The following is a 22333-nucleotide window of genomic DNA, read 5'->3' as shown; positions in this document are numbered from 1 at the left end:
GTCGCGTGCGGTCGCCCGCGTCAGCCGGCCTCTGCGGCGAACGCCGCGTACGCGTCCTCGTCGAACAGGACGAACCTGATCTCCTCGACGTCGGTCTCCGCGGCCCGGACCGTCGCCACGGCGATGCGGGCAGCGTCCCGCATCGGCCAGCGGTAGACGCCGGTGGAGATGGCGGGGAACGCGACGGTACGGGCGCCGAGTTCGTCGGCGACGCGCAGGGATTCGCGGTAGCAGGAGGCCAGCAGGCCGGAACGGTCCTCGGACGGGCTGAACACGGGCCCCACGGTGTGGATCACCCAGCGGGCGTGCAGATTGCCCGCCGTGGTCGCGACCGCGCGGCCCGTCGCAAGGCCCTTGCCGTACTGGGAGGCCCGCAGCCTGCGGCAGTCCTCCAGGATCGCCGGGCCGCCGCGGCGGTGGATGGCGCCGTCGACGCCTCCGCCGCCGAGCAGCGAGGAGTTCGCCGCGTTGACGACGGCGTCGGCGCTCTCGCCGGTGATGTCGCCCTGGACGAGCGTGAGGGCAGTCATGTCTGGCGCAGCCTTCTCCACGCCGCCTTCGCCGCGTTGTGCCCGGACATGCCGTGCACGCCCGGGCCCGGCGGGGTGGCGGAGGAGCAGATGAAGACGGCCGGGTGCGGGGTGGTGTACGGGGACAGGGACAGCTTGGGGCGCAGCAGGATCTGCAGTCCGGTGACCGCTCCGGAGCCGATGTCGCCGCCGACGTAGTTGGCGTTGCGGGCGGCCAGTTCGGGCGGGCCCGCAGTGGCGCGGGCCAGGACCAGGTCGCGGAAGCCCGGGGCGAAACGCTCCAGTTGGCGCTCGACGGCGTCGGTGAGGTCGCCGGTCCAGCCGCTGGGGACATGGCCGTAGGCCCAGAAGACCTGTTTGCCCTCGGGGGCCCGGGTGGGGTCCACCACGCTGGGCTGCACGGTGATCAGGAACGGTCTGTCGGGGGCCCTGCCCTCCCGGGAGGCCGCGCGCAGGGCGGTGCTGATCTCGGCGGTGTTCGCGCCGATCTGCACGGTGCCGGCGGTGCGGGGCTCCGGCGCGGTCCAGGGCACCGGGCCGTCGAGGGCGTAGTCGACCTTGAAGACGCCGGGGCCGTACCGGTAGGTGTCGTAGTAGCGGCCGAAGCCGGCGATGCGGGCCAGCGCGGTGGGCGAGGTGTCGAAGATGTAGGCGCGGGCGGGCGGCAGGTCGTCGAGGCGTTTGACCTCGTAGTCGGTGTGGATGGCGCCGCCGAGGTCCTTGAGGTAGGCCGCGAGCGCGTCGGAGATCGACTGGGAGCCGCCGCGGGCGACGGGCCAGCCGCGCGCGTGCGCGGCGAGCGCGAAGACCAGGCCGATGGCGCCGGTGGCGAAGCCGGAGAGGGGCGCCATGACGTGCGCGACGAGACCGGCGAACAGCGCCTTGGCGCGCTCGTCGCGGAAGCGGCGCAGCAGCCAGGTCGACGGGGGCAGTCCGGCGAGGCCGAAGCGGGCGAGGGTGACCGGGTCGCGGGGCAGCGCGGTCAGCGGCAGCGACATGAAGTCCCGGACCAGGGTGTCCCATCGGGGCAGGAACGGCTCGACCAGTCTGCGGTACGCGCCCGCGTCGCGCGGCCCGAACGAGGCGGCCGTCTCGGCGACCGAACGGGACAGCACGGCGGCGGTGCCGTCGGTGAAGGGGTGGGCCATGGGGAGGTCGGCGTGCAGCCACTCCAGGCCGTACCGCTCCAGCGGAAGGGCGCGGAAGGCGGGCGAGTTGATGCCCAGGGGGTGTGCCGCGGAGCACGGGTCGTGCCGGAAGCCCGGCAGGGTGAGTTCCTCGGTGCGGGCTCCCCCGCCGACGGTGTCGCGCGCCTCGAAGAGGGCCACGGAGAAGCCGCGGCGGGCCAGCTCCACGGCAGCGGTCAGTCCGTTGGGTCCCGCACCCACCACGCATGCGTCAAGCATCGACGGCACCTTCGGACTCCTTCGTCAGCCGATGGCCACTGGATCAGGATAGGACGGGACACCGTCGGTCCAGGGTCGCGGGGGACTGGAGCGCGGACGGTGTCCGGACGGTCACCTTCGGTGGCCGCACCGCGGAACCGGCCGCACCTGCCCGCCGTTCCGCGCCTCAGACCCCGCCCGCCAGCAGCCCCGTGATCCGCCGTGCCGTCGCCGCGTCCCGTGCCGTGGTGAACGGCAGGGCGTTGCCGCCGGTGATGCGAAACGGCTCTCCGGTGACGGTCAGATGGGCGCCGCCCGCCTCCTCGACGAGGAGCAGGCCCGCCGCATGGTCCCAGGCCGCCTCCCAGGAGAAGGCGGTGGCGTCCAGCCGGCCACGGGCGATGGCGAGATACTCCAGGCCGGCGGAACCGCAGGCGCGGGGAGCGATGCCGTCCGTCCACAGCCCCAGCAGGGCGCGCTTCTGCTCTTCCGTCGTGTAGTCCGGGTGGGAGGTCGCCACTTCGAGGTCCCGGCCGGGCTCCGGCGGTCCGGCGAACAGCCGCTCGCCGTCGAGGAACGCGCCCTGGCCCCGTACGGCGGTGGCGAGTTGGTCACGAGCCGGCGCGTAGATCCAGGAGGCGTGCAGCACGCCGCCCCGGGCGAGTGCGACGAGGGTGCTGAAGCCGTCCTCCCCGCGCACGAACTGCCGTGTCCCGTCGACCGGGTCGACGATCCAGACCGGGGCGTCGCCCCGTATCGCCTCGTAGGAGGCCGGGTTGGCGTGCACCGCTTCCTCGCCGACCACGACGGAGCCGGGCAGGAGGGCGCCGAGCGCTTCGGTGAGGTGCTGCTCGGCCAGCCGGTCGGCGTCCGTCACCAGGTCGTGCGGTCCGCTCTTCTGGTCGACCTCGTGCGCGGCGAGCTGACGGAAGCGGGGCATGATCTCGGCCGCGGCGGCCTTGCGGAGGGCCTCCTCCACGTCGGCCGAGTGGCGGGCGAGAAACTCGTCGATGGTTTCCGTGTCGTCGATCATGACTCCATAAGAGCACGCCCCACTGACAATCCCCACCCGATGGGTGGACTGTGGGTGGAATCACGCTGAATACCGGGATATGGGATCAACGGCCGGGAGCGGGCGGGGCGTGGGCTCAGCGGCCCACCGCGTACCCCTGCATCCCGCGCGGGTTCGCCGCCGCCGACAGGATCCCGGTCTCCGGGTCCCGGGCGACCGCGCACAGCCGTCCCTCGGACCAGGGGTCGCCGACCGTCACGTCGTGCCCGCGCCGCCGCAGCTCCTCGACGATCCCGGCATCCAGCCGGGCCTCGACCGTCACGCTGCCGGGCCGCATGCCGCGCGGGTAGAAGGACCCCGGGAAGCTGTCGCTGTGCCAGTTGGGCGCGTCGATCGCGCCTTGCAGGTCGAGGCCCCCGCGCACCGCCGGGCGCAGCGCGACGGCGAGGAAGAAGTGCAGCTGCCACTGGTCCTGCTGGTCCCCGCCGGGGGTGCCGAAGGCCATGACGGGCACGCCGTCGCGCAGCGCGATCGAGGGCGTGAGGGTGGTCCGGGGGCGGCGGCCCGGCGTCAGCGAGTTCGGCAGGCCCTCCTCCAGCCAGGTCATCTGGAGCCGGGTGCCGAGCGGGAAGCCCAGTTCGGGCACGACGGGGTTGGACTGGAGCCAGCCGCCGCTGGGGGTGGCGGCGACCATGTTGCCCCAGCGGTCGACGACGTCGAGGTGGCAGGTGTCCCCGCGGGTGGTGCCGTCGGCGGCGATCTCGGGTTCGCCGGGCACCGGGGAGGCCGGGCTCTTGGCGACGGTGGGCTCCCCCGCGCCCATGGGGCTGAAGCCGGGGTCGTCCGTGGTGACCACGTGCGCGTGCGCGCTCAGCCGGGGCGCGCGCCCGCCGGGGCTGCCGGGCCGCAGTTCGTACGAGGCCTTGTCGCCGACCAGGGCCCGCCGCCGCGCGTTGTACGCGTCCGTGAGCAGTTCGTCGAGCGGCACGTCGGCCGCGTCGCCGTACCAGGCCTCGCGGTCGGCCATGGCGAGCTTGCAGCCCTCGATCAGCAGGTGGACGTAGTCGGCGGACCCGTATGCGGGCAGCTCGGCCGGGAGCAGCGCGAGTTGCTGGAGGAGCGCCGGGCCCTGGCTCCAGGGGCCGGCCTTGCAGAGCGTCCACCCCTTCCAGTCGTACGTCGCCGGGGTCTCGTAGGTCGCGGACCACCCGGCGAGGTCGTCGGCCGTCAGCGTGCCGGTGTGCCGCTCGCCGCTGGTGTCCAGGGTGGGCCGTCGCGCCTGCCGTACGAGGGCCTCGCCGATGAACCCGGTCCGCCAGATGTCCCGCGCCGCCTCGATCTGTGCGACCCGGTCGCCCGCCGCGTCCACCTCGGCGAGCAGCCGCTTCCAGGTGGCGGCCAGCGCGGGGTTGCGGAACAGCTCGCCGGGCCGGGGCGGCTGTCCGCCGGGCAGGTAGATCTCCGCGGACGAGGTCCACTCGGTCTCGAACAGCTCCCGGACGGTCTCGACGGTCGCCCCGACGTTGTCCACGGGCGCGTGTCCGTCCTCGGCGTACCCGATGGCGTACCGGAGGACCTCGGCGAGGGGCTTGGTGCCGTGATCGCGGAGCAGGAGCATCCAGGCGTCGAAGGCGCCGGGGACGGCGGCCGCGAGGGGTCCCGTGCCGGGGACGAGGTCCAGCCCGAGCTCCTTGTAGTGCGCGACGCAGGCTCCGGCCGGGGCGACGCCCTGTCCGCACAGCACCCGTACCTCGCCGCCCGCCGGGGCGAGCAGGATCGGCACCTCCCCGGCGGGCCCGTTGAGGTGCGGTTCGACCACGTGCAGCACGAACGCCCCCGCCACGGCCGCGTCGTAGGCGTTGCCGCCGTCCTCCAGGACGGCCATCGCCGACTGCGAGGCGAGCCAGTGGGTGGAGGACACCATGCCGAAGGTGCCCTGGAGGGTGGGGCGGGTGGTGAACACGGGCGGACTCCTCACTGCGGGGGCGCTGCACATGATCGTACGAAGGAGGCTATGCGGGCCGTGTGCCCGCCGTGAGGAGATGTCCGCTGATCCCCAGGAGCGTCGGTTCCGACTCGATGCGCCGGCTCGCCGCCAGGACGGCCTCACGGCGTTCCGGGTCGTCCAGCCAGTCCTCGACGCCGCCCATCAGCCAGACGGCGCCCTCCAGGCCGTACTGGCCGTCGACGGTGAGCCCGGCGTCGGTGAACTCGGCGGGCGCCTCGTCGGGACGGGCGAAGTAGGCGGTGGTGAACAGGCCGCCCTCGGTGCCGTGCCGCCCGTGGTCGCCGACCGCGTCGGTGCGGGCGCGGTGCGCCGGGTCGAAGTAGCGTTCCGCGCGCAGCAGGTCGTGCAGTCCCGCGAACCGGTTGATGGTCGCCGCGACCACCGGTCCACCGGGCCGGACCACCCGGTGGGCCTCCGTCAACGCCCTGACGCGGTCGGCGCGTTCGGGCAGGTGGTACAGCGGGCCGAGGAGCAGTACCACGTCGTAGGCGGCGTCGGCGGCGGGCAGTTCGCGGGCGTCACCGGCGCGCGCGGTGACGCCGGGGATCCGTGCCGCCTGCTCCACGTGGAGCGGTACGGGATCGACGAGGTCGACCTCGTACCCGTCCCGCACCAGCCACTCCGCGTGCACCCCGCTGCCGCCGCCGACGTCCAGGATCCGGGCCGGCGTCGGGGGCAGCAGCCGTCGCAGCACGTCCTGTGTACGCCAGAACTCCAGCCGCCCGGCGAAACCCCCTCCGTCCCGCAGGCGGGCGTCCTCGTCGCCGCGCGCGTAGTAGGCGAGGATCTCGTCACGGACGGCGGGCTTCCGGGGCTGTGTCGTCTCTGTCATGGCACCAGCGTGCTGATCGGTGCCTCTGCCACGCAACGGGAATTCACTCGCGCGCCCGTACCAGCCCCGACTCGTAGGCGAACACGACCAGTTGGGCCCGGTCCCGGGCCCCCAGTTTCGTCATCGCGCGGCTGACGTGCGTCTTGACCGTGAACGGGCTGATGACCATGTGCGCGGCGATCTCCTCGTTGGTCAGCCCGCGCGCGGCCAGGGCCGTCACCTCGCGTTCGCGAGGGGTGAGGCACTCCAGGCCGGGGGCCGTGGCGCGGTCCGGGGGTCTGGAGACGAACTCGCCGATCAGAGTGCGGGTGACCGACGGCGACAGCAGCGCCTCGCCGCCCGCCACCACGTCGATCGCCTGCAACAGGTCCGCCGGGTCCGTGTCCTTCAGCAGGAAGCCGCTGGCGCCGGCGCGCAGCGCCTCGAAGACATAGCTGTCGAGGCCGTAGTTGGTGAGGATCACCACGCGCACCCCGGTCAGTGCGGGGTCCGCGGCGATACGGCGTGTCGCCTCGATGCCCGTCATCACCGGCATCTGCACGTCGACCAGCGCGATGTCGGGCACCTCGGCCCGCACCAGCGCCAGGCCCTGTTCCCCGTCGGCCGCCTCACCGACCACCTCGATGCCGTCCTCGGCCTCCAGCAGGGCCCGGAACCCGGCCCGCATCAGCGCCTGGTCGTCGACGAGCGCCACCCGGATCATCCGGCCTCCCCCACCGGCAGCTCGGCCCGCACCGCGAAGCCGCCCTCCGTGCGCGGGGCGGCGTGCAGGGTCCCGCCGAGCGCCGTCACCCGCTCCCGCATGCCGGTCAGGCCGATGCCCGGCGCGAAGGGCCGCTCCGGGGCGGCGTTCCCGTCGTCCTCCACGGCCACCGTGACCCGGTCCTGCCCGTAGGCGAGCCGCACCCGCACCTTCGCCGGCCCCGCGTGCCGTGCCGCGTTCGTCAGCGCCTCCTGCACGGTGCGGTACACCGCCTTCTCGACCGTCGCGCCGAGCTCGCACTCCTCGCCCGTCACCGTCAGGTCCACCGCGAGGCCGGCGGCCCGCGCCCGCTCCACCAGCAGTGCGGGCGTGCCGACGACCTCGTCGGTGCGCAGGACCTCCAGCGTGGACCGCAGTTCCCGCATGGCCTCGCCGCTCGCCTCCTGGATGGCCAGCAGGGCGGGCGGTATCTCCTCGCCCCGTTTGCGGGCGAGGTGCACCGCGACGCCCGCCTGGAGCTTGACGATCGAGATGCTGTGGGTGAGGGAGTCGTGCAACTCACGGGCGATCCGCAGGCGTTCCTCACCGGCCCGGCGCAGCGCGGCCTCCTCACGGGTGCGTTCCGCCTCCAGGGCACGCTGTTCGGTCTGGCGCAGATACGCCTGCCAGTTGCGGTCGGCGAGGCCGGTCACGGCCGCGAACAGGAACCAGCCCGCGAGCAGCGCCGCGTTCTCCACGATGTCCCGGGTGGCCGGACCCGTCGCCACGTACGCCGCCAGGTACAGCCCGCTCGCCAGCAGGGCCCAGCCCCGGTGCCCCACCCGGGCCGCCGTGTGCACGGCGGCCAGGACGGGCAGGGCGGCCGGCAGTCCGGGCTGCGCGTGCAGGACGTACGCCGCGCCGGAGGCGGTCGAGACGGCCAGCACCGCCCGTGGGGCCGGCCGGTAGAAGGCCAGTGCGGCCGAACTCACCGCCACCAGGGCGTAGTCCAGCCATCCCCTGTCCCCGTCGAAGGCGACCGTGGTCATCGCCAACGCGCCGACCACGACCGCCAGCGCCGCGTCGGCCAGCCCTTTGTGTGTGACCATGTGCCCGCCCATGTCCGCACACTAGAGGGCCCCGCCGACACCCGCGTCAGCCCTGTGGACAACTCTGCGACTACTCCCGCCGCAGTACACGGCGGGCTCCTCCCGCCCCACGGACGCAGCGTCAACTCCCTTCGGACGTACGACGACCGGGGGCACCCGGTCGGCGCACGCTGCTCTCCATGTCCACACCCTTCCGCTACACCGAGCCACAGCCGCCCAGGGCGGCCACCGGTCGCGTCGCCGAGGTCTACGACCAGCTCGCCCGCGAGTTCGGCATCGACGAACCGGTCACCTTCGTGGTCCTCTCCTCCGCCCCCGAACTCCTCGCCCCCGCCTGGGCGCTGATGCGCGAGTCGTTGATCGCGGGCCCCGGCAGCCGCACCGGCAAGGAGCTGGCGGCGCTCGGGGTGTCGCTCGCCAACCGGTGTCCGTTCTGCGTGGACGCGCACACCGTGCTGCTGCACGCCACCGGCGACCACGCCCTGGCCGAACGCCTGGCGCGCGGGGAGCGGCCCCAGAACGAGGAGCACGCGCGCGTGCTGGAGTGGGGAAAGCAGACCCGTGTCCCGGGCGGCCTCGGCCCCGAGCCGTATCCGTTCCCGGGCGAGGACGCCCCGGGCTACCTCGGCACCGCGCTCGCCTTCCACTTCATCAACCGGATCGTCTCCGCGCTGGTGACCGAGAACCTGCTGCCGGGCAACGTCCAGCGCTTCCGCGCGGTCCGCAGTCTCGCGGGCCGCACGCTGGCCCGGGCCGTACGCCGCCCGGCCCGGCCCGGCGCCGCGCTCGCGCTGCTCGACCTCCCCGACCCCGGTGAGTCCCCCGCGTGGGCGGGTGGCACGGCCGTCGGTCCCGCCTACGCGGCGCTGCTCAGGGCGGCGATGGCGGGTGGCGCCCTGCTCGACACCGACGACCAGGATCTCGTGGAGGAGGTCCTGCTGGACTGGGACGGAGCGCACCCGTCCCTCACCCCGGACCCCTTCCCCGACCGGCGCGAGCGGCCCGGGGCCCGCCTCGCGCTGCTGGCCGCCCTCGCGCCGTACCGCATCACCGACGAGGACGTCGCCGCCTGGCGCCGCCCGGAGCACTCCGACCACTGTCTGGTGCACCTCGTCGCGTACGGGGCGTTCCTGGCGGTCGACCGGATCGAATCGGCGTTCACCCGCAACTCCGTGCGGACATAACAGGACACACAACGCGTCAACTACAGGCCGCTGTCACCGCACATGTACGGAGCGAGTTGGCACTTTCGCCCCACAGGGAGTCGTGTGACACTGTCGTCCCGTCCGCAGTGCGGACACCTTCCGCACCGTCCCCCACGGAAAAGTGCGCCTGTGCGTTCCCTTCCTCTGCCGCTCGCCCTGACCGCGCGTCTGTCCCCGGTCGTCGTGCTCGCCGCCGCGGGCTGGTCGCTCTCCTCGGGACCGGCTCCGACCGCCGACCACGACTCCGCGTCCAAGGGCGGCGGTACGCGATCCGCGTCGGCCCCGGCGACGGCGGCGGCCTCGAAGACGTACGCCGCGGCTCCCTCGCCCTGCGGCAGCGTCTCCACGCAGAACATCAAGTCCCTGGTCCCGGGCGCCAAGGCGGCCGGCAAGGAGATCCCGTCGACGGACACGAAGCTCCGCCGCACCTGCTCCTGGAACGCGCTCAAGGGGTACGACTACCGCTGGCTCGACGTGTCCTTCGAGATCATGGACTCGGACGAAGCGGCGCAGACCTCGTACAAGGAGCGCGTCAAGGAGAAGAGCGGCGGAGGGGACGTGCCGGGCGTGGGCGACCAGGGCTACTCGGTCGTGAACCTCACCACCGAGGACAAGCAGCAGACCCGCGAGGGCACGGTCGTCGTCCAGGCCTCCAACGCGCTGGTGATCATCACCTACAACGGCAGCGACTTCGAGTCGAAGAAGGCGCCCGACACGGATGTGATCAACAAGGGCGCCATCAAGGCGGCCAAGGACGCGGTGGCAGCACTGGAGGGCGGTCAGTAGCGACCGCCCTCCCAGTCCTGGACATCAGACCTGGATGCCCTCCTGCGCCCTGCCCTTCGGCAGCATCAGCGCGACGTACAGCACCAGTGAGGTGCCCAGGCCCACGGCCCAGCCGTAGTCGGCCAGGGGCTTGAGGAACGGGATCAGACCGTCGGTCGGGAACGGCCCCGTCTTGACCCCGTCCGCGCCGACGGCCGAGTGCGACCCGCCGACCGCGAGGACACCGCCGACCAGGAAGGCGGCGATCGCCCGCCAGTTCCAGCCGTTGGAGTACCAGTAGCGCCCGCCGGGCGTGTACAGGTCCGCCAGGTGCAGCACCGTCCTGCGCACGATCCAGTAGTCGGCGATGAGGATGCCCGCGACCGTGCCGAGCAGACCGCCGACCACACCGAGCCAGGTGAAGATGTAGAACTCCGGCGTGGAGATCAGCTTCCACGGGAAGATCAGGATGCCGACGACGCCCGTGATCAGCGCGCCGGTGCGGAAGTTGATGAACTTCGGGGCCAGGTTGGACAGGTCGTACGCCGGTGAGACCACGTTCGCCGCGATGTTCACGGAGACGGTGGCGACCAGCACGATGACGAGCGCGAAGAGCAGACCGAAGGCGTTGTCCGTCTTGGCGGCCAGCGCGACCGGGTCCCAGATGGCCTCGCCGTAGATGGCCTCGGAGCCGGAGGTGACCAGCACCGCGAGGACCGCGAAGAGGGTCATCGTGGTGGGCAGGCCCAGGGTCTGGCCCCACGTCTGCGCCTTCTGACTGGCGCCGAAGCGGGTGAAGTCGGGGATGTTCAGGGACAGAGTGGCCCAGAAACCGATCATGCCCATGAGGGACGGGAAGAAGACCGGCCAGAAGTCGGCGCCCCAGCCCAGCTTGGACGGCTGGTCGAGGAGCGCGCCGAAGCCGTCCGCCTTGACGGCGATCCAGATGAGCAGCACGAGCGCGCCGGCGATGACGAAGGGCGCGGCCCAGTTCTCGAAGTGCCGCAGGAAGTCCATGCCGCGGTAGATGATCGCGATCTGCAGCGCCCAGAAGAGCAGGAAGCACAGCCACAGCGGCCACGGGTTGCCGGCGATCTGCCCCGCGTTCTCCCAGTGCCCGCCGGTGAGCTTGGAGCCCAGCGCGAAGATGCCGCTGCCGCCGATCCAGGTCTGGATGCCGAACCAGCCGCAGGCCACGGCCGCCCGGATCAGTGCCGGGACGTTGGCGCCGCGCAGCCCGAAGGAGGCACGGGCCAGGACCGGGAAGGGGATGCCGTACTTGGGTCCGGCGTGCCCGGTGGCCAGCATCGGCAGCAGCACGATGATGTTGGCCAGCGCGATGGTGAAGACGGCCTGCTTCCAGTCCATGCCGAGCGCGACCAGGCCGGAGGCCAGGGTCCAGCTGGGGATGCAGTGGGCCATGGAGATCCACAGGGCCGCGAAGTTGTACGTCGTCCACTTGCGCTCGGAGACCGGTACGGGACGCAGGTCCTCGTTGGCGAAGGGACTGTCGGCGGGGTAGGCCCCGGGGCTGAGTTCGATCCGGCCGTCGGGGCCGGCGGACTGGGATATCGGCGACCCCGTGGGGACTGTGTCGGTCATGGGCAGGCCAATCGATGAGAGCGGGACGGGATAGGCCGTGCGGGGGCCGGCGGGACCGGGGAACGGCGGGTCCCGCCACCCCTCTCCGCCCCGGGACGGCGGGACGGAGAGGGGGGACAAGGTGTGGGGGGTCGGGGGGAACGGGACCGTGGGGGTCAGGCGTTGACGGCGGGGATCACCTTCGAGCCGTAGGCGTCGATGACGGTCTCCTGCGCGTCGTGCATGTCGTAGAGGGCGAACTGGTCGACACCGAGCTCACGCAGGGCGTTGAGCTTCTCGATGTGCTTCTCGACGGGCCCGATGACGCAGAACCGGTCGACGATCTCGTCGGGCACGAAGGCGGTGTCGGGGTTGTCGGAGCGGCCGTGGTGGGAGTAGTCGTACCCCTCGCGGGCCTTGATGTAGTCGGTGAGTTCGTCGGGTACGGCGGCGGAGTGCTCGCCGTACTTGGACACCAGGTCGGCCACGTGGTTGCCGACCATCCCGCCGAACCAGCGGCACTGGTCGCGCGCGTGGGCGAGCGCCTCGGGCGAGTCGTCCTCGGTGACGTAGGCCGGGGCGGCCACGCAGATCTTCACCTCGGAGGGGTCGCGCCCGGCGGCGACGGCCGCGTCCTTGACCGCCTTGACCATGTACTCGGTGAGGTACAGGTCGGAGAGCTGGAGGATGAAGCCGTCGGCCTCCTCGCCGGTCATCTTCAGCGCCTTGGGACCGTACGCGGCCATCCAGACGGGGAGTTCGGCGTCCTCCTTGATCCACGGGAACTTGACGACCGTGCCCCCGAGGTCCGCCTCCTTGCCCGAGCCGAGCGCCTTGATGACCTTCATGGCCTCGCTGATGCGGGCGAGGGTGTTCGGGGCCCGGCCCGCGACGCGCATCGCGGAGTCGCCGCGCCCGATGCCGCAGACCGTGCGGTTGCCGAACATGTCGTTGAGGGTGGCGAACGTGGAGGCGGTGACCTCCCAGGTGCGGGTGCCCGGGTTGGTGACCATGGGGCCGACCGTCAGCTTGGAGGTGTTGGCGAGGATCTGACTGTAGATCACGAACGGTTCCTGCCAGAGCACGGCGGAGTCGAAGGTCCAGCCGTAGGTGAAGCCGTTGCGCTCGGCCCGCTTCATCAGGCTGACGACCTTCGAGGCCGGCGGGTCGGTCTGCAGGACGAGTCCGAAGTCCATGTGCGCCACTCCTAGGTGAGGTACTGACAGGTGGAGCGCGGGGTGTACGTGCCGTGCCCGGCGTGCCCGGTGTACTCCCGCTCGGTGATGACGAGTTCGCCACGCGACAGGACCGTCTCGACGCGGCCGGTGAGGCGCTTGCCCTCGTACGCCGAGTAGTCGACGTTCATGTGGTGGGTCTCGGCGGAGATGATCTGCTCGGCGTGCGGGTCGTAGATGACGACGTCGGCGTCGGCGCCCGGGGCGATGGTGCCCTTCTTCGGGTACATGCCGAACATCCGGGCCGGGGTGGCGCAGGCGATCTCGATCCAGCGGCGGCGGCTGATGTGCCCGTCGACGACGGCCTGGTGGAGCAGGTCCATACGATTCTCGACGCCCGGCAGACCGTTGGGGATCTTCGAGAAGTCGCCGCGGCCGAGCTCCTTCTGGCCCACGAAGCAGAAGGGGCAGTGGTCGGTGGAGACGACCTGGAGGTCGTTGGTCCTCAGGCCCTGCCACAGCTTCGCCTGGTGCTCCTTGGGACGAAGGGGCGTACTGCACACGTACTTCGAGCCCTCGAAGTCGGGTTCGGCGAGGTTGTCCGTCGACAGGAACAGGTACTGCGGGCAGGTCTCGCCGAAGACGTTCAGACCCTCGTCGCGCGCCCGCGCCAGCTCGGCCACTGCCTCCATGGCCGAGACGTGCACGACGTACAGGGGCGCTCCGGCGACCTGTGCGAGCTTGATGGCGCGGTGGGTGGCCTCGGCCTCCAGGAGCGCCTTGCGCACCTCCCCGTGGTAGCGCGGGTCGGTCTCGCCGCGGGCCAGCGCCTGCTCCACCAGCACGTCGATCGCGATGCCGTTCTCGGCGTGCATCATGATCAGTCCGCCGTTCTCGGCGGAGCGCTGCATGGCGCGCAGGATCTGGCCGTCGTCGGAGTAGAAGACCCCGGGGTAGGCCATGAACTGCTTGAAGGAGGTGACGCCCTCCTCGACCAGCAGGTCCATCTCCTTGAGCGTGTCCTGGTTCACGTCGGAGACGATCATGTGGAAGCCGTAGTCGATGGCGCAGTTGCCCTCGGCCTTGGCGTGCCAGGCGTCGAGCCCTTCGCGCAACGAGTGACCCACGCTCTGCACGGCGAAGTCGACGATGGTCGTCGTGCCGCCCCAGGCAGCCGCCCGGGTGCCGGTCTCGAAGGTGTCGGAGGCGAAGGTGCCGCCGAACGGCAGCTCCATGTGGGTGTGGGCGTCGACGCCGCCCGGGATGACGTACTTGCCGGTGGCGTCGATGGTCCGCTCGGCACTCCAGGCCTCGGCGGCCGGGGTGCCGGAGGCGGCGAGGGCGGCGATACGGCCGTCCTCGATCAGGACGTCGGCGTGGATCTCGTCGGACGCGGTGACGACGAGGCCACCGCGGATGACGGTACGGCTACTCATGTTCCCTCTCCTGGTGTCGTACGAGTCGATCGTTGCCGCCGGTCCGGCCCCCGTGCTCGGACCGACGGCGGTCCAGGACGGTTACGGGGCGGTCAGCGGGGCGTACGCGTCGGGACGGCGGTCGCGGTAGAACTGCCAGCGGTCGCGCACTTCGCGGAGCTTGTTGAGGTCGAGGTCGCGGACGACGAGCTCGGTCTCCTTGTCGGAGGCCACCTCGCCCACGAACTGCGCCTCCGGGTCGACGAAGTAGGTCGTCCCGTAGAAGTCGTTGTCGCCGAGCTCCTCGACACCGACCCGGTTGATCGCGCCGACGAAGTACTCGTTGGCGACGGCCGCGGCCGGCTGCTCCAGCTGCCACAGATAGGCGGACAGGCCGCGTGAGGTGGCCGAGGGGTTGAAGACGATCTCGGCGCCCGCGAGGCCCAACGCCCGCCAGCCCTCCGGGAAGTGGCGGTCGTAGCAGATGTAGACGCCGATCCTGCCGACCTTGGTGTCGAAGACCGGCCAGCCGCTGTTGCCCGGGCGGAAGTAGAACTTCTCCCAGAAGCCCGGCACCTGCGGGATGTGGTGCTTGCGGTACTTGCCGAGGTACGAGCCGTCCGCGTCGATCACGGCGGCGGTGTTGTAGAGGACGCCGGGCTGCTCCTCCTCGTACATGGGCAGGACGAGGACGATGCCCAACTCCTTGGCCAGCGCCTGGAATCGCTTGACGATCGGCCCGCCCGGGATCTGCTCGGCGTACTCGTAGAACGCCTTGTCCTGGACCTGGCAGAAGTACGGCCCGTAGAACAGCTCCTGGAAGCACAGGACCTGAGCACCCTGCGCGGCCGCGTCGCGGGCCGCCTGCTCGTGTACCTGGATCATCGACTCCTTGTCGCCCGTCCACGCGGTCTGGAAAAGGGCGGCACGAATCACTCTGCTCATCGGGACCTCCGGTCGCTAGGTGTGCGAGAAGGCTAGAAAGTCCGAAAGCAGGCTTTGAGTTGCACGGTGTCACGTCTGCGGGCGCTCGGCGTGCCACGGTGTCACCCTGTCGTGGGCCCATGTTTCACCGCCGTTTTCCCAGGTCGTGGCATGTTTCAGCCCTGTTGCGCGTCGTGCGCGAGGAGCGCGATGTGCACCGAGGCGGCCTGTTCGAAGTCGTCGAGGTCCACCCCGAGCCGGGTCTGTATCGCTTCGAGGCGCCGGTACAGCGCGGGGCGCGAGACGTGGTGGAGCTGGGCGGTGCGGGACTTGTTGCGGCCGGTGGCCAGATACGTCCGCAGGACGGCGAGCAGGCCCTCGCCCGCCCCGCGGAGCAGTCCGTCCAGTTCCCGCTCCGCGAAGGACTGCACCTGCGGGTCGTCGCGCAACAGCCGTATCAGACCGCGCAGATGGACGTCTTTCAGGCGTACGACGGCCGGGAGGTCGAGCACTCCGGAGGCGACGGCGTCCGCGACGTGCCGGGCCTCCCGCATTCCGGCGGGGACGTCGTCCCAGTCCGTGCGGGGGTCGGCCGCCGCCACCACCGTCTCCGTCAGCCGGGCCGCGAAGTTCGCCGTCAGGACCGCCGCGTCCTGGTCCCGGGCCAGGCTCAGCAGTACGGCGGTCGCCCCGTCGGCGAGCTCGGCGACGATGCCGGGCAGCCCCAACAGCCGCAGTACGCGGTCGAGTTCGGCCGGGTCACCGTCCCTGACGACCAGGGGCACGAAGGTCCGCCGGTTGACGGGCAGTCCGGCCGCCCGCGCCCGCGGCAGCAGCTGTCTCGCCGGGACGACCCCGCTGACCAGGTCGGTCAGCAGGCTCTGCGCGGACTGCTCCTCCCAGGTGTGGGCGGAGTTCCCGGCGAGCATGCGGTGCAGGACCAGGGCCTCGGCGGCCCGGTCGGCGAGCAGCCGCCCGGTGGCGGTGTCCCCGCGGTACCCGCACAGCAGGATCTGCCCCCACCGCTCTCCGCGCCCGCCCAGCTCGGCGCGGATCCAGCCGTCGCCCTCGCTGCCGCCGGCCTGGCGGGCGATGCGCTCCCAGTCCCGCAGCACGTCGTCCACGGCCGGCCGCTCCCCCGCCGTGGCGAGGACGCGGTGGGCGAGGTTGGTGACCACGACCGGACAGGCGCTGTGCTGGGCGACGTCGTCGAGCAGCCGTTGCAGCGGGGCGCCGGCGGTGATGAGCCCGGTGAGGCTGGTGCGCACGGCCTCGGAGAGGCTGACGGCGGCGAACTTGCGCCGCACCAGCCGGGACTGCACCTCCTCCGTCAGCTCGGCGAAGGGGAAGGGCCGGTGCAGGACGACCATGGGCAGCCCGCACCGCTCGGCGGCCCGCCGCATCACGTCCGGCGGAGCCGGGAACGCCCGCCCGAGGCCCAGCACGACCGCGGCGGCCTCCGCGCGGTGCAGGGACTGGATGTACTCGGCCTGGGCGCCCTCGTCGCCGGCGAGCAGCACCCCGGTGGTGAGGACCATCTCCCCGCCGGTGAGCATGACGCCGACGTCGGGTGCCTCGGCGACATGCACCCAGCGCACGGCCCGGTCGAGCTGGGCCGCGCCGGCCACCACCTCGGGTTCCCCGGCGAGCACCCGTTCCAGGGTGAGGACCTGGCGTACGGACAGGGCCGGTTCCAGGTGGTCCAAGGCGGTGGTCATGGCGGTCGGTCCCTTGCTCTGTCCTGCTGTCGGTCCTGCTACTGGATGCTCCTCAGAGCGTTCTCGAGGATCGCGGCGCCCTCCTCGGCCTCCGCGACGGTGAGGGACAGGGGCGGGGCGACGCGCAGGGCGCTGGTGTTGTGGCCGCCGCCCTTGCCGAGCAGCAGCCCTCCCTCGCGGGCCGCCTCCAGCACGGCGCTCGCCGCGTCCGGGTCGGCCTGGTCGGTGCCGGGCTTGACGAGCTCGATGCCGATCATCAGCCCGCGCCCGCGCACTTCCCGTACGCCGGGAATCTGCGCGGTGACGGCCCGCAGCCGCTCGATGAGCAGCCCGCCGACCCGCCGGGCGTTGCCCTGGAGGTCGTGTTCCAGGAGGTACGACAGGTTGGCGAGACCGGCCGCCATGGTGACCTGGGTGCCGCCGAAGGTGGAGATGCTGTTGGAGTCCAGGCAGTTCATGATCTCGGCGCGGGCCACGACCCCGCCGATGGACATGCCGTTGCCGATGCCCTTGGCGAAGGTGACGATGTCCGGCGGCCCCGAGGAGGCGTGTGCCTGCCAGCCCCAGAAGTGGTCGCCGGTGCGGCCCCAGCCGGTCTGCACCTCGTCGGCGATCCACAGGATGCCGCGCTCGGCGAGCACCTCGCGGAAGGCGGCGTACAGGCCGTCCGGCGGTGAGGTGAAGCCGCCGACGCCCTGGATGGGCTCGGCGATCAGGGCGGCGGGCGGGCGGGTGTGACCGAGCAGGTCGGTCAGGTCGTCGACGCAGGCCGCGATGAACTCGTCGTCGCCGAGGGAGGCGTACGGGCCGCGCGTCCGCACGCCTCCGTGGACGTAGAGCGTCTGGAGCGGGGAGAGCGACGTCGGGGACCAGCCGCGGTTGCCGGTGATGCCGACCGCGCTGAAGGAACGGCCGTGGTAGCTGTTGCGCATCGCCAGGATCGTGTTGCTGCGCCGGTAGGTGGTGGCGAGCATCAGGGCGGTGTCGTTGGCCTCGGTGCCGGAGGTGGTGAAGAAGACCCGGGCGTCCGGGATCCCGGACAGCTGGCTGATCCTCTCGGCCAGTTCCACCATGGGCCGGTTGAGGTAGAGCGTGGACGAGTGGATGATCCTCCCGGCCTGTTCGCTCACCGCCTTGGTGACCTCGGGCAGTGCGTGGGCGGTCATCGTGGTCAGGATGCCGCCGAAGAAGTCGAGGTACTTGTTGCCCGCGGCGTCCCAGACGTGGCGGCCCTCGCCGTGGGTGATCTCCAGCGGGTCCCGGTAGTAGAGGGCGAGCCAGTCGGGCAGGACGGACCGGTGGCGGCCCAGCAGGTCCTTGTCGGTCACGGCTGCACCAGCCCCTCGTAGGCGTCGGGCCGTCGGTCCCGGTAGAAGGCCCACTGCTGCCGTACCTCTTCGATGAGGTCGAAGTCGAGGTCCCGGACGACGAGCTCCTCCACCTTGTCGCTGGCGGTGTCCCCCACGAACTGGCCGCGCGGGTCCACGAAGTACGACGTGCCGTAGAAGTCGTTGTCGCCGTACTCCTCGACGCCGACCCGGTTGATCGCGGCGACGTAGTACTCGTTGGCGACGGCCGCGGCGGGCTGTTCCAGGCGCCAGAGGTGGGAGGAGAGCCCGCGGTGGGTGGCCGACGGGTTGTAGACCAACTGGGCACCGTTGAGGCCGAGTTGCCGCCAGCCCTCCGGGAAGTGCCGGTCGTAGCAGATGTAGACGCCGACCTTGCCCACGGCGGTGTCGAAGACGGGCCAGCCGACGTTGCCCGGCTTGAAGTAGTACTTCTCCCAGAAGCCCTTGACCTGGGGGATGTGGTGTTTGCGGTACTTGCCGAGGAAGGTGCCGTCCGCGTCGATCACGGCCGCGGTGTTGTAGTAGAAGCCGGACTGCTCGACCTCGAAGACCGGTACGACGATCACCATGCCGGTCTCGCGGGCGAGCTCCTGCATACGAACGACGGTCGGCCCGTCGGGCACCGGCTCGGCCCAGCGGTAGTGCTCGGGTTCCTGGACCTGACAGAAGTAGGGGGCATTGAAGACCTCCTGGAACCCGATGATCTTCGCACCCTGCCGGGCCGCCTCCCGGGCGTACTCCTCGTGTTTCGCCACCATGGACTCGGTGTCGCCGGTCCAGGTGGCCTGGACCAGGGCGGCACGTACGACATTGGCCATGAGCTGCTCCTTCGACGGGACCTCAGAGCCTCTACGCCCGTAGACACAGGCCGTAGAGGGTCGAAAGTAAGCCTCCCCGGCAGCCTTGCCAAGACCATCGTCGTTAACCCGCTGAGTCGATCACGTTTCACACTCTCGTGGGTGATCGGCCCCGCCGGTCAGGCGGTGAAGCCCGCGACCCTCAGGGCGTGGACGAGGTCCCAGTGACGCTCCTCCGAGACACCCCGGGCGGCCTCCAGCAGCAGGGGCACGAGGGTCGCCGGGCCGGGGGCGGCACTGCGGGCCGCTTCCTCGGGGGTGCGGACGCGGACGTAGGCGTCGAGCAGCGCCCGCACCTCGCGGCGGCGGCCCTCGGCGGTCAGGCCCAGCACGGCGGCGCCGATCTCCTCGGCGGGCCGGGCCACGCCCTGGCGCAGGATCTGCTCCCCGTCCCCGCCGCGCCCGGCCTCGACCAACGCGTCCGCCGCGGCGACCAGCCGGTCGGCGGGCAGCGAGGCGGCCTCCCAGAGCAGGCTCGCCCAGTCGTGCCCGAGCCCGGCGCGCTGGAGTTCGCCGGCGAGCCGCGGGAAGCGGGCGGCGGGCCAGTGGGCGGCCTCGACGAGCAGCGCGTGCGCCTCACCGCTGCGCCCCTCCGCACGCAGCCGCACCAGCGTCTCGACGGTCTGGACGACCTCCCGCCCGGCCCCCGCGTCCACCGGCTCGGTCTGCGGCTCCGGGCGCACCTCGGGCTCGTCCGCGGCCCCGGCGAACCGGGCACCCCGCGGAGTACGGCGGGTGCGGGCGGCGGGCACGGGCGGGGCGGGCTCGGCGGCGGGCGGTACGACGACGGGGGCGGTCTCCTCCTCGGCGATCCCGGCGAAGCGGGCGCCGCCGCGACGGCGTCTGCGCTGCTTGGGGGTGGGTTCGGCGGCGGGGGGCACGTCGACGGTGTCCGTGTCCGGCGTCCTGGCCCACCCGGGTCCCCCGGCGGCTTCCGGAGCGTCGTGGGCGCCGGTCGCGGAACCGGCATCCTGCCCGCCCCACCCGTCACCCCACCCCGTGTCCTCGTGCCGGACCGTCGTCTCCGCGGCCGTACCCGCGTCGCGCTGTTGCGGCATGTCCGGGACCCGGCCGCCCTGCCGGTCCGCGTCGTCCGCGTCACCCGGGCCGTACTCGCTCTCGATGCGGAACACACCGCCGATGCGGCCGCGGCGGATCGCCTGGGCCCGGCCCTCCGCCGAGCGGTGGTCCAATTGCTGTATCCGGGACCGGAGTTCAGCGCAGCGGACGGTCGCCCGTTCGTGGTCGTCGCGGGCCCAGGCGAGGTCGAGGCGGAGGGCGTCGGCCTGTTCCTGGGAGGTGGCGGCGGCCAGCGCGTGACCCAACTGCGCCTGGCGTTCGGCGGCGTAGCGCTGTTCGCGGAGCATGACGTCGAGCCGGTCACCGAGGGCGTCCCGGCCACCGGGCCGGGCGTCGAACGCGGACAGCGCCGCGGCATGCAGCACCCTGGCGTGTTCGGCCTCGGCGGTGGCGGCGCCCGGGCCGTACTCGGTGGCCAGGTCCTGGAGCAGCGCCTCCACCACGTCCCAGGGCGGCACTTCACGCCCCTCGAGACAGGCCCGCATGCCGTCGGGGTCGCGCTGCCAGAACACCGCGCACCAGCCGCCGCCCTGGTCCAGGCGCGCCAGCAGACCGTTCAGGTAGTTCGCGAACTCGCGCACCCGACCCGGGAGTTGATCCACTGCCATCGCACAACTCCCGCCAGACCGGAGTACTCCGGTCCGTAGAAAACACCAGTTGTGTTACGGCGCGGCTACAGCGGCTTTGCGAACCGGGCGCAAAGATCCCCGGCCGGGCCGTCCGACGCTGTGCGCCCCGCCCGCCGTCAGGCGGGCACCAGCACGCACCTCACCACGAGGTCGTCCATGGACAGCCCCAGCGCTCCCGCCAGGGCGGCGACCGTGAAGAACGCGGGCGTCGGCGCCCGGCCGGTCTCGATCTTCCGGAGGGTCTCCGCGGAGATGCCCGCACATGCCGCGACGTCGGCCATGCTGCGGCCGCCGCGGGCCTCGCGCAGAAACCGGCCGAGCCGCTCGCCGCGTTCACGCTCTGCCTGGGTCAGTGGGGTGCGTACCATGACACCATTCTAATACCGGTATAGTAATTGGCATGGTGGAGCTGAAGACGGACACATCGATCGACGCCATGTACGAGGCCGGACAGGTCGTGGGGCGTGCCCTCACGGCCGTGCGCAAGGCCTCCGACGTGGGCGTCTCCCTGCTGGAGCTGGACGAGGTGGCGCACGACGTGCTGCGGGAGGCGGGCGCGACCTCGCCCTTCCTCGGCTACCGGCCCTCCTTCGCGCCGACCGCCTTCCCGGCCGTCCTCTGCGCCTCCGTGAACGACGCGATCGTGCACGGCATCCCGACCCGCTACAAACTGCGCGACGGCGACCTGGTCTCGATGGACTTCGGCGCCGAACTGGGCGGCTGGGTCGGCGACTCGGCGCTCAGTTTCACGGTCGGCACACCGCGCCCGGCCGACGTGCGCCTGATCGAGACGGCGGAGCGGGCCCTCGCCGCCGGTATCGCGGCGGCCGTCGTCGGCAACCGCATCGGCGACATCGCGCACGCGATCGGCACGGTGTGCCGCGAGGGCGGGTACGGCATCCCGGACGGCTTCGGCGGCCACGGCATCGGCCGCCGGATGCACGAGGACCCGGGGGTGCCCAACGAGGGGCGCCCCGGCCGCGGCATGAAGCTGCGCCACGGCATGGTCCTGGCGATCGAGCCGATGCTGATCGGCGGCGGCACGGACGGCTACCACGCGGACGCGGACGGCTGGACCCTGCGCACCAACGACGGCTCACGCGCGGCACACGCCGAACACACGGTGGCGATCACGGAATCGGGCCCGAGGATCCTGACGGCACGAGCGGACTGACGGGCGCCTGGTCTCCGGGTCCGGGGCGCCCGGATCGGCAGACCCGTCGCACCGCCCGCCAGGAAAACCGCGGGGGGCCGAGGCCCGGCAGTGGGACGGATGGCCTACGCCGCCGCGGCCTGCCACGTGGCGGACGACCCCGTCGTGCCACGTGGCCGCCGACGGGGCGCGTGACCGTGACGGCGCCGAGGACGCCCGCCCCGGACCACCGCCCCCGCGTCCCGGCGGCATGCGGGTCACGCCCTCGCCGCCCGTACAGCCCTGCCGCGGACGGGAGTTACCCTGCCCCATGCCCATCGCACCGGGGACCGCCGCCGACGCCGACCGTATCGCCGCGCTGCACACGGCCAGCTGGCGCAGTGCGTACGCCGCGCTCCTGCCCGCCTCCTATCTGCACGGCCCGGTGGCCGAGGAGCACCGCGCGCAGTGGCGGGCCCGGACCGCCTCGCTCGGTCCCGACCAGCTGCTTCTCGTCGCGTACGAGGACGGTGAGCTGCACGGTTTCCTCTACCTGCGCACCGTGGCGGACGGTCGTGTCCACGTCGACAACCTGCATGTCCGCCCGGACCGCGTCGGCACCGGTCTCGGCCGGAGCCTGCTGCGTCGCGGCTTCGCCTGGGCGGCCGCCGCGCACCCGGGCCGGGACGTCTTCCTGGAGGTGCTGCGGGGCAACGATCGTGCGATCGTGTTCTACGAGCGCCAAGGCGGCCTGCGCACGGCCGAGCGCCCGCTGCGGCTGGCCCCGGACCTCGTGGTGGACGAGGTGGAGTACACCTGGTCCGCGGCACAGGTGGGTCGTCCGGGCGAGGACGGGCCAGAGGTGTAGCCGACAGCCACGTGGGTTACCCGACCCCGGCACGTCGATCGGCGAGGCGTCCCCGGGCCCTGCGGGGAGGCCGGATG

20 protein-coding genes are annotated in these 22333 nt (G+C 72.2%); 4 read left to right on the top strand and 16 right to left on the bottom strand.

The genetic code is table 11. From position 1 onward, the window contains the following. Positions 1-20: 20 nt before the first annotated feature. The 7 genes from OG381_RS37575 to OG381_RS37545 all read right to left on the bottom strand — a co-directional run bounded on the left by OG381_RS37575 (position 21) and on the right by OG381_RS37545 (position 7570). The gene (locus tag OG381_RS37575; RefSeq protein WP_327720433.1) at positions 21-530 is read right to left on the bottom strand and encodes an O-acetyl-ADP-ribose deacetylase; all 510 of its coding nucleotides are present in this window, start codon (positions 528-530) and stop codon (positions 21-23) included. Then, entirely contained in the window at positions 527-1936 is a 1410-nt protein-coding gene (locus OG381_RS37570; RefSeq protein WP_327720432.1) for a phytoene desaturase family protein, read from the bottom strand. The genes OG381_RS37575 and OG381_RS37570 overlap by 4 nt, the downstream gene beginning before the upstream one ends. A 166-nt stretch (positions 1937-2102) precedes the next feature. Continuing rightward, on the bottom strand, positions 2103-2948 hold the full coding sequence (locus OG381_RS37565) for an inositol monophosphatase family protein (RefSeq protein WP_327720431.1): 846 nt from the start codon (positions 2946-2948) through the stop codon (positions 2103-2105). A 115-nt stretch (positions 2949-3063) separates the two neighbouring features. Continuing rightward, the gene (locus OG381_RS37560; protein WP_327720430.1) at positions 3064-4890 is read right to left on the bottom strand and encodes a gamma-glutamyltransferase family protein; all 1827 of its coding nucleotides are present in this window, start codon (positions 4888-4890) and stop codon (positions 3064-3066) included. Between the two features lie 49 nt (positions 4891-4939). Continuing rightward, positions 4940-5767 carry a class I SAM-dependent methyltransferase gene (locus tag OG381_RS37555; RefSeq protein ID WP_327720429.1) on the bottom strand — a complete coding sequence of 276 codons (828 nt, stop codon included), beginning with the start codon at positions 5765-5767 and terminating at the stop codon, positions 4940-4942. Positions 5768-5810: 43 nt separating this feature from the next. Next, positions 5811-6470, bottom strand: coding sequence for a response regulator transcription factor (locus OG381_RS37550; protein WP_327720428.1), 660 nt, complete (start codon positions 6468-6470; stop codon positions 5811-5813). After that, positions 6467-7570 carry a sensor histidine kinase gene (locus OG381_RS37545; protein ID WP_327720427.1) on the bottom strand — a complete coding sequence of 368 codons (1104 nt, stop codon included), beginning with the start codon at positions 7568-7570 and terminating at the stop codon, positions 6467-6469. The genes OG381_RS37550 and OG381_RS37545 overlap by 4 nt, the downstream gene beginning before the upstream one ends. Positions 7571-7737: 167 nt before the next feature. Between OG381_RS37545 and OG381_RS37540 the strand changes: the two genes are divergently transcribed. Both OG381_RS37540 and OG381_RS37535 read left to right on the top strand, forming a co-directional pair. Next, positions 7738-8742 carry a carboxymuconolactone decarboxylase family protein gene (locus OG381_RS37540; RefSeq protein ID WP_327720426.1) on the top strand — a complete coding sequence of 335 codons (1005 nt, stop codon included), beginning with the start codon at positions 7738-7740 and terminating at the stop codon, positions 8740-8742. Positions 8743-8892: 150 nt separating this feature from the next. Continuing rightward, complete coding sequence (locus OG381_RS37535) at positions 8893-9549, top strand: hypothetical protein (protein ID WP_327720425.1); 657 nt, start codon at positions 8893-8895, stop codon at positions 9547-9549. A 24-nt stretch (positions 9550-9573) separates the two neighbouring features. Here OG381_RS37535 and OG381_RS37530 read toward each other — a convergent pair whose 3' ends face one another. The 9 genes from OG381_RS37530 to OG381_RS37490 all read right to left on the bottom strand — a co-directional run bounded on the left by OG381_RS37530 (position 9574) and on the right by OG381_RS37490 (position 20624). After that, complete coding sequence (locus OG381_RS37530; protein ID WP_327720424.1) at positions 9574-11130, bottom strand: NCS1 family nucleobase:cation symporter-1; 1557 nt, start codon at positions 11128-11130, stop codon at positions 9574-9576. 155 nt (positions 11131-11285) lie between these two features. After that, the gene (locus tag OG381_RS37525; RefSeq protein ID WP_327720423.1) at positions 11286-12305 is read right to left on the bottom strand and encodes a TIGR03842 family LLM class F420-dependent oxidoreductase; all 1020 of its coding nucleotides are present in this window, start codon (positions 12303-12305) and stop codon (positions 11286-11288) included. An 11-nt stretch (positions 12306-12316) separates the two neighbouring features. After that, positions 12317-13720, bottom strand: a complete 1404-nt coding sequence (gene hydA / locus OG381_RS37520) for a dihydropyrimidinase (RefSeq protein ID WP_327720422.1) — start codon at positions 13718-13720, stop codon at positions 12317-12319. Between the two features lie 81 nt (positions 13721-13801). After that, entirely contained in the window at positions 13802-14644 is an 843-nt protein-coding gene (locus OG381_RS37515) for a nitrilase-related carbon-nitrogen hydrolase (RefSeq protein ID WP_327720421.1), read from the bottom strand. 155 nt (positions 14645-14799) lie between these two features. Beyond that, entirely contained in the window at positions 14800-16341 is a 1542-nt protein-coding gene (locus tag OG381_RS37510) for a PucR family transcriptional regulator (protein ID WP_307024067.1), read from the bottom strand. A 38-nt stretch (positions 16342-16379) separates the two neighbouring features. Next, complete coding sequence (locus OG381_RS37505) at positions 16380-17669, bottom strand: aspartate aminotransferase family protein (protein WP_327720420.1); 1290 nt, start codon at positions 17667-17669, stop codon at positions 16380-16382. Then, positions 17666-18508, bottom strand: a complete 843-nt coding sequence (locus OG381_RS37500) for a nitrilase-related carbon-nitrogen hydrolase (RefSeq protein WP_327720419.1) — start codon at positions 18506-18508, stop codon at positions 17666-17668. The genes OG381_RS37505 and OG381_RS37500 overlap by 4 nt, the downstream gene beginning before the upstream one ends. Before the next feature lie 158 nt (positions 18509-18666). After that, positions 18667-20235 (bottom strand): hypothetical protein, encoded by a 1569-nt coding sequence (locus OG381_RS37495; RefSeq protein WP_327720418.1) that lies wholly within the window; start codon positions 20233-20235, stop codon positions 18667-18669. Between the two features lie 137 nt (positions 20236-20372). After that, positions 20373-20624: a helix-turn-helix domain-containing protein gene (locus OG381_RS37490; protein ID WP_327720417.1), complete on the bottom strand. Its 252-nt coding sequence runs from the start codon at positions 20622-20624 to the stop codon at positions 20373-20375. 32 nt (positions 20625-20656) lie between these two features. Between OG381_RS37490 and map the strand changes: the two genes are divergently transcribed. Both map and OG381_RS37480 read left to right on the top strand, forming a co-directional pair. Next, on the top strand, positions 20657-21430 hold the full coding sequence (gene map, locus OG381_RS37485; protein ID WP_327720416.1) for a type I methionyl aminopeptidase: 774 nt from the start codon (positions 20657-20659) through the stop codon (positions 21428-21430). A gap of 289 nt (positions 21431-21719) precedes the next feature. Further along, positions 21720-22256, top strand: coding sequence for a GNAT family N-acetyltransferase (locus tag OG381_RS37480; protein WP_327720415.1), 537 nt, complete (start codon positions 21720-21722; stop codon positions 22254-22256). Positions 22257-22333: the final 77 nt, after the last annotated feature.

The sequence above is a fragment of the Streptomyces sp. NBC_00490 genome (genome assembly GCF_036013645.1).
GTDB lineage: Bacteria > Actinomycetota > Actinomycetes > Streptomycetales > Streptomycetaceae > Streptomyces > Streptomyces canus_F.
This window is presented reverse-complemented; position numbering and strand designations above follow the sequence as displayed.

Coding starts and splice junctions, on each gene's coding strand:
- OG381_RS37540 (WP_327720426.1), top strand. CDS start 7,738: ATGTCCACACCCTTCCGCTACACCGAGCCACAGCCGCCCAGGGCGGCC.
- OG381_RS37530 (WP_327720424.1), bottom strand. CDS start 11,130: ATGACCGACACAGTCCCCACGGGGTCGCCGATATCCCAGTCCGCCGGC.
- OG381_RS37510 (WP_307024067.1), bottom strand. CDS start 16,341: ATGACCACCGCCTTGGACCACCTGGAACCGGCCCTGTCCGTACGCCAG.
- OG381_RS37480 (WP_327720415.1), top strand. CDS start 21,720: ATGCCCATCGCACCGGGGACCGCCGCCGACGCCGACCGTATCGCCGCG.
- OG381_RS37495 (WP_327720418.1), bottom strand. CDS start 20,235: ATGGCAGTGGATCAACTCCCGGGTCGGGTGCGCGAGTTCGCGAACTAC.
- OG381_RS37490 (WP_327720417.1), bottom strand. CDS start 20,624: ATGGTACGCACCCCACTGACCCAGGCAGAGCGTGAACGCGGCGAGCGG.
- map (WP_327720416.1), top strand. CDS start 20,657: ATGGTGGAGCTGAAGACGGACACATCGATCGACGCCATGTACGAGGCC.
- OG381_RS37565 (WP_327720431.1), bottom strand. CDS start 2,948: ATGATCGACGACACGGAAACCATCGACGAGTTTCTCGCCCGCCACTCG.
- OG381_RS37500 (WP_327720419.1), bottom strand. CDS start 18,508: ATGGCCAATGTCGTACGTGCCGCCCTGGTCCAGGCCACCTGGACCGGC.
- OG381_RS37515 (WP_327720421.1), bottom strand. CDS start 14,644: ATGAGCAGAGTGATTCGTGCCGCCCTTTTCCAGACCGCGTGGACGGGC.
- hydA (WP_327720422.1), bottom strand. CDS start 13,720: ATGAGTAGCCGTACCGTCATCCGCGGTGGCCTCGTCGTCACCGCGTCC.
- OG381_RS37545 (WP_327720427.1), bottom strand. CDS start 7,570: ATGGGCGGGCACATGGTCACACACAAAGGGCTGGCCGACGCGGCGCTG.
- OG381_RS37555 (WP_327720429.1), bottom strand. CDS start 5,767: ATGACAGAGACGACACAGCCCCGGAAGCCCGCCGTCCGTGACGAGATC.
- OG381_RS37575 (WP_327720433.1), bottom strand. CDS start 530: ATGACTGCCCTCACGCTCGTCCAGGGCGACATCACCGGCGAGAGCGCC.
- OG381_RS37550 (WP_327720428.1), bottom strand. CDS start 6,470: ATGATCCGGGTGGCGCTCGTCGACGACCAGGCGCTGATGCGGGCCGGG.
- OG381_RS37570 (WP_327720432.1), bottom strand. CDS start 1,936: ATGCTTGACGCATGCGTGGTGGGTGCGGGACCCAACGGACTGACCGCT.
- OG381_RS37525 (WP_327720423.1), bottom strand. CDS start 12,305: ATGGACTTCGGACTCGTCCTGCAGACCGACCCGCCGGCCTCGAAGGTC.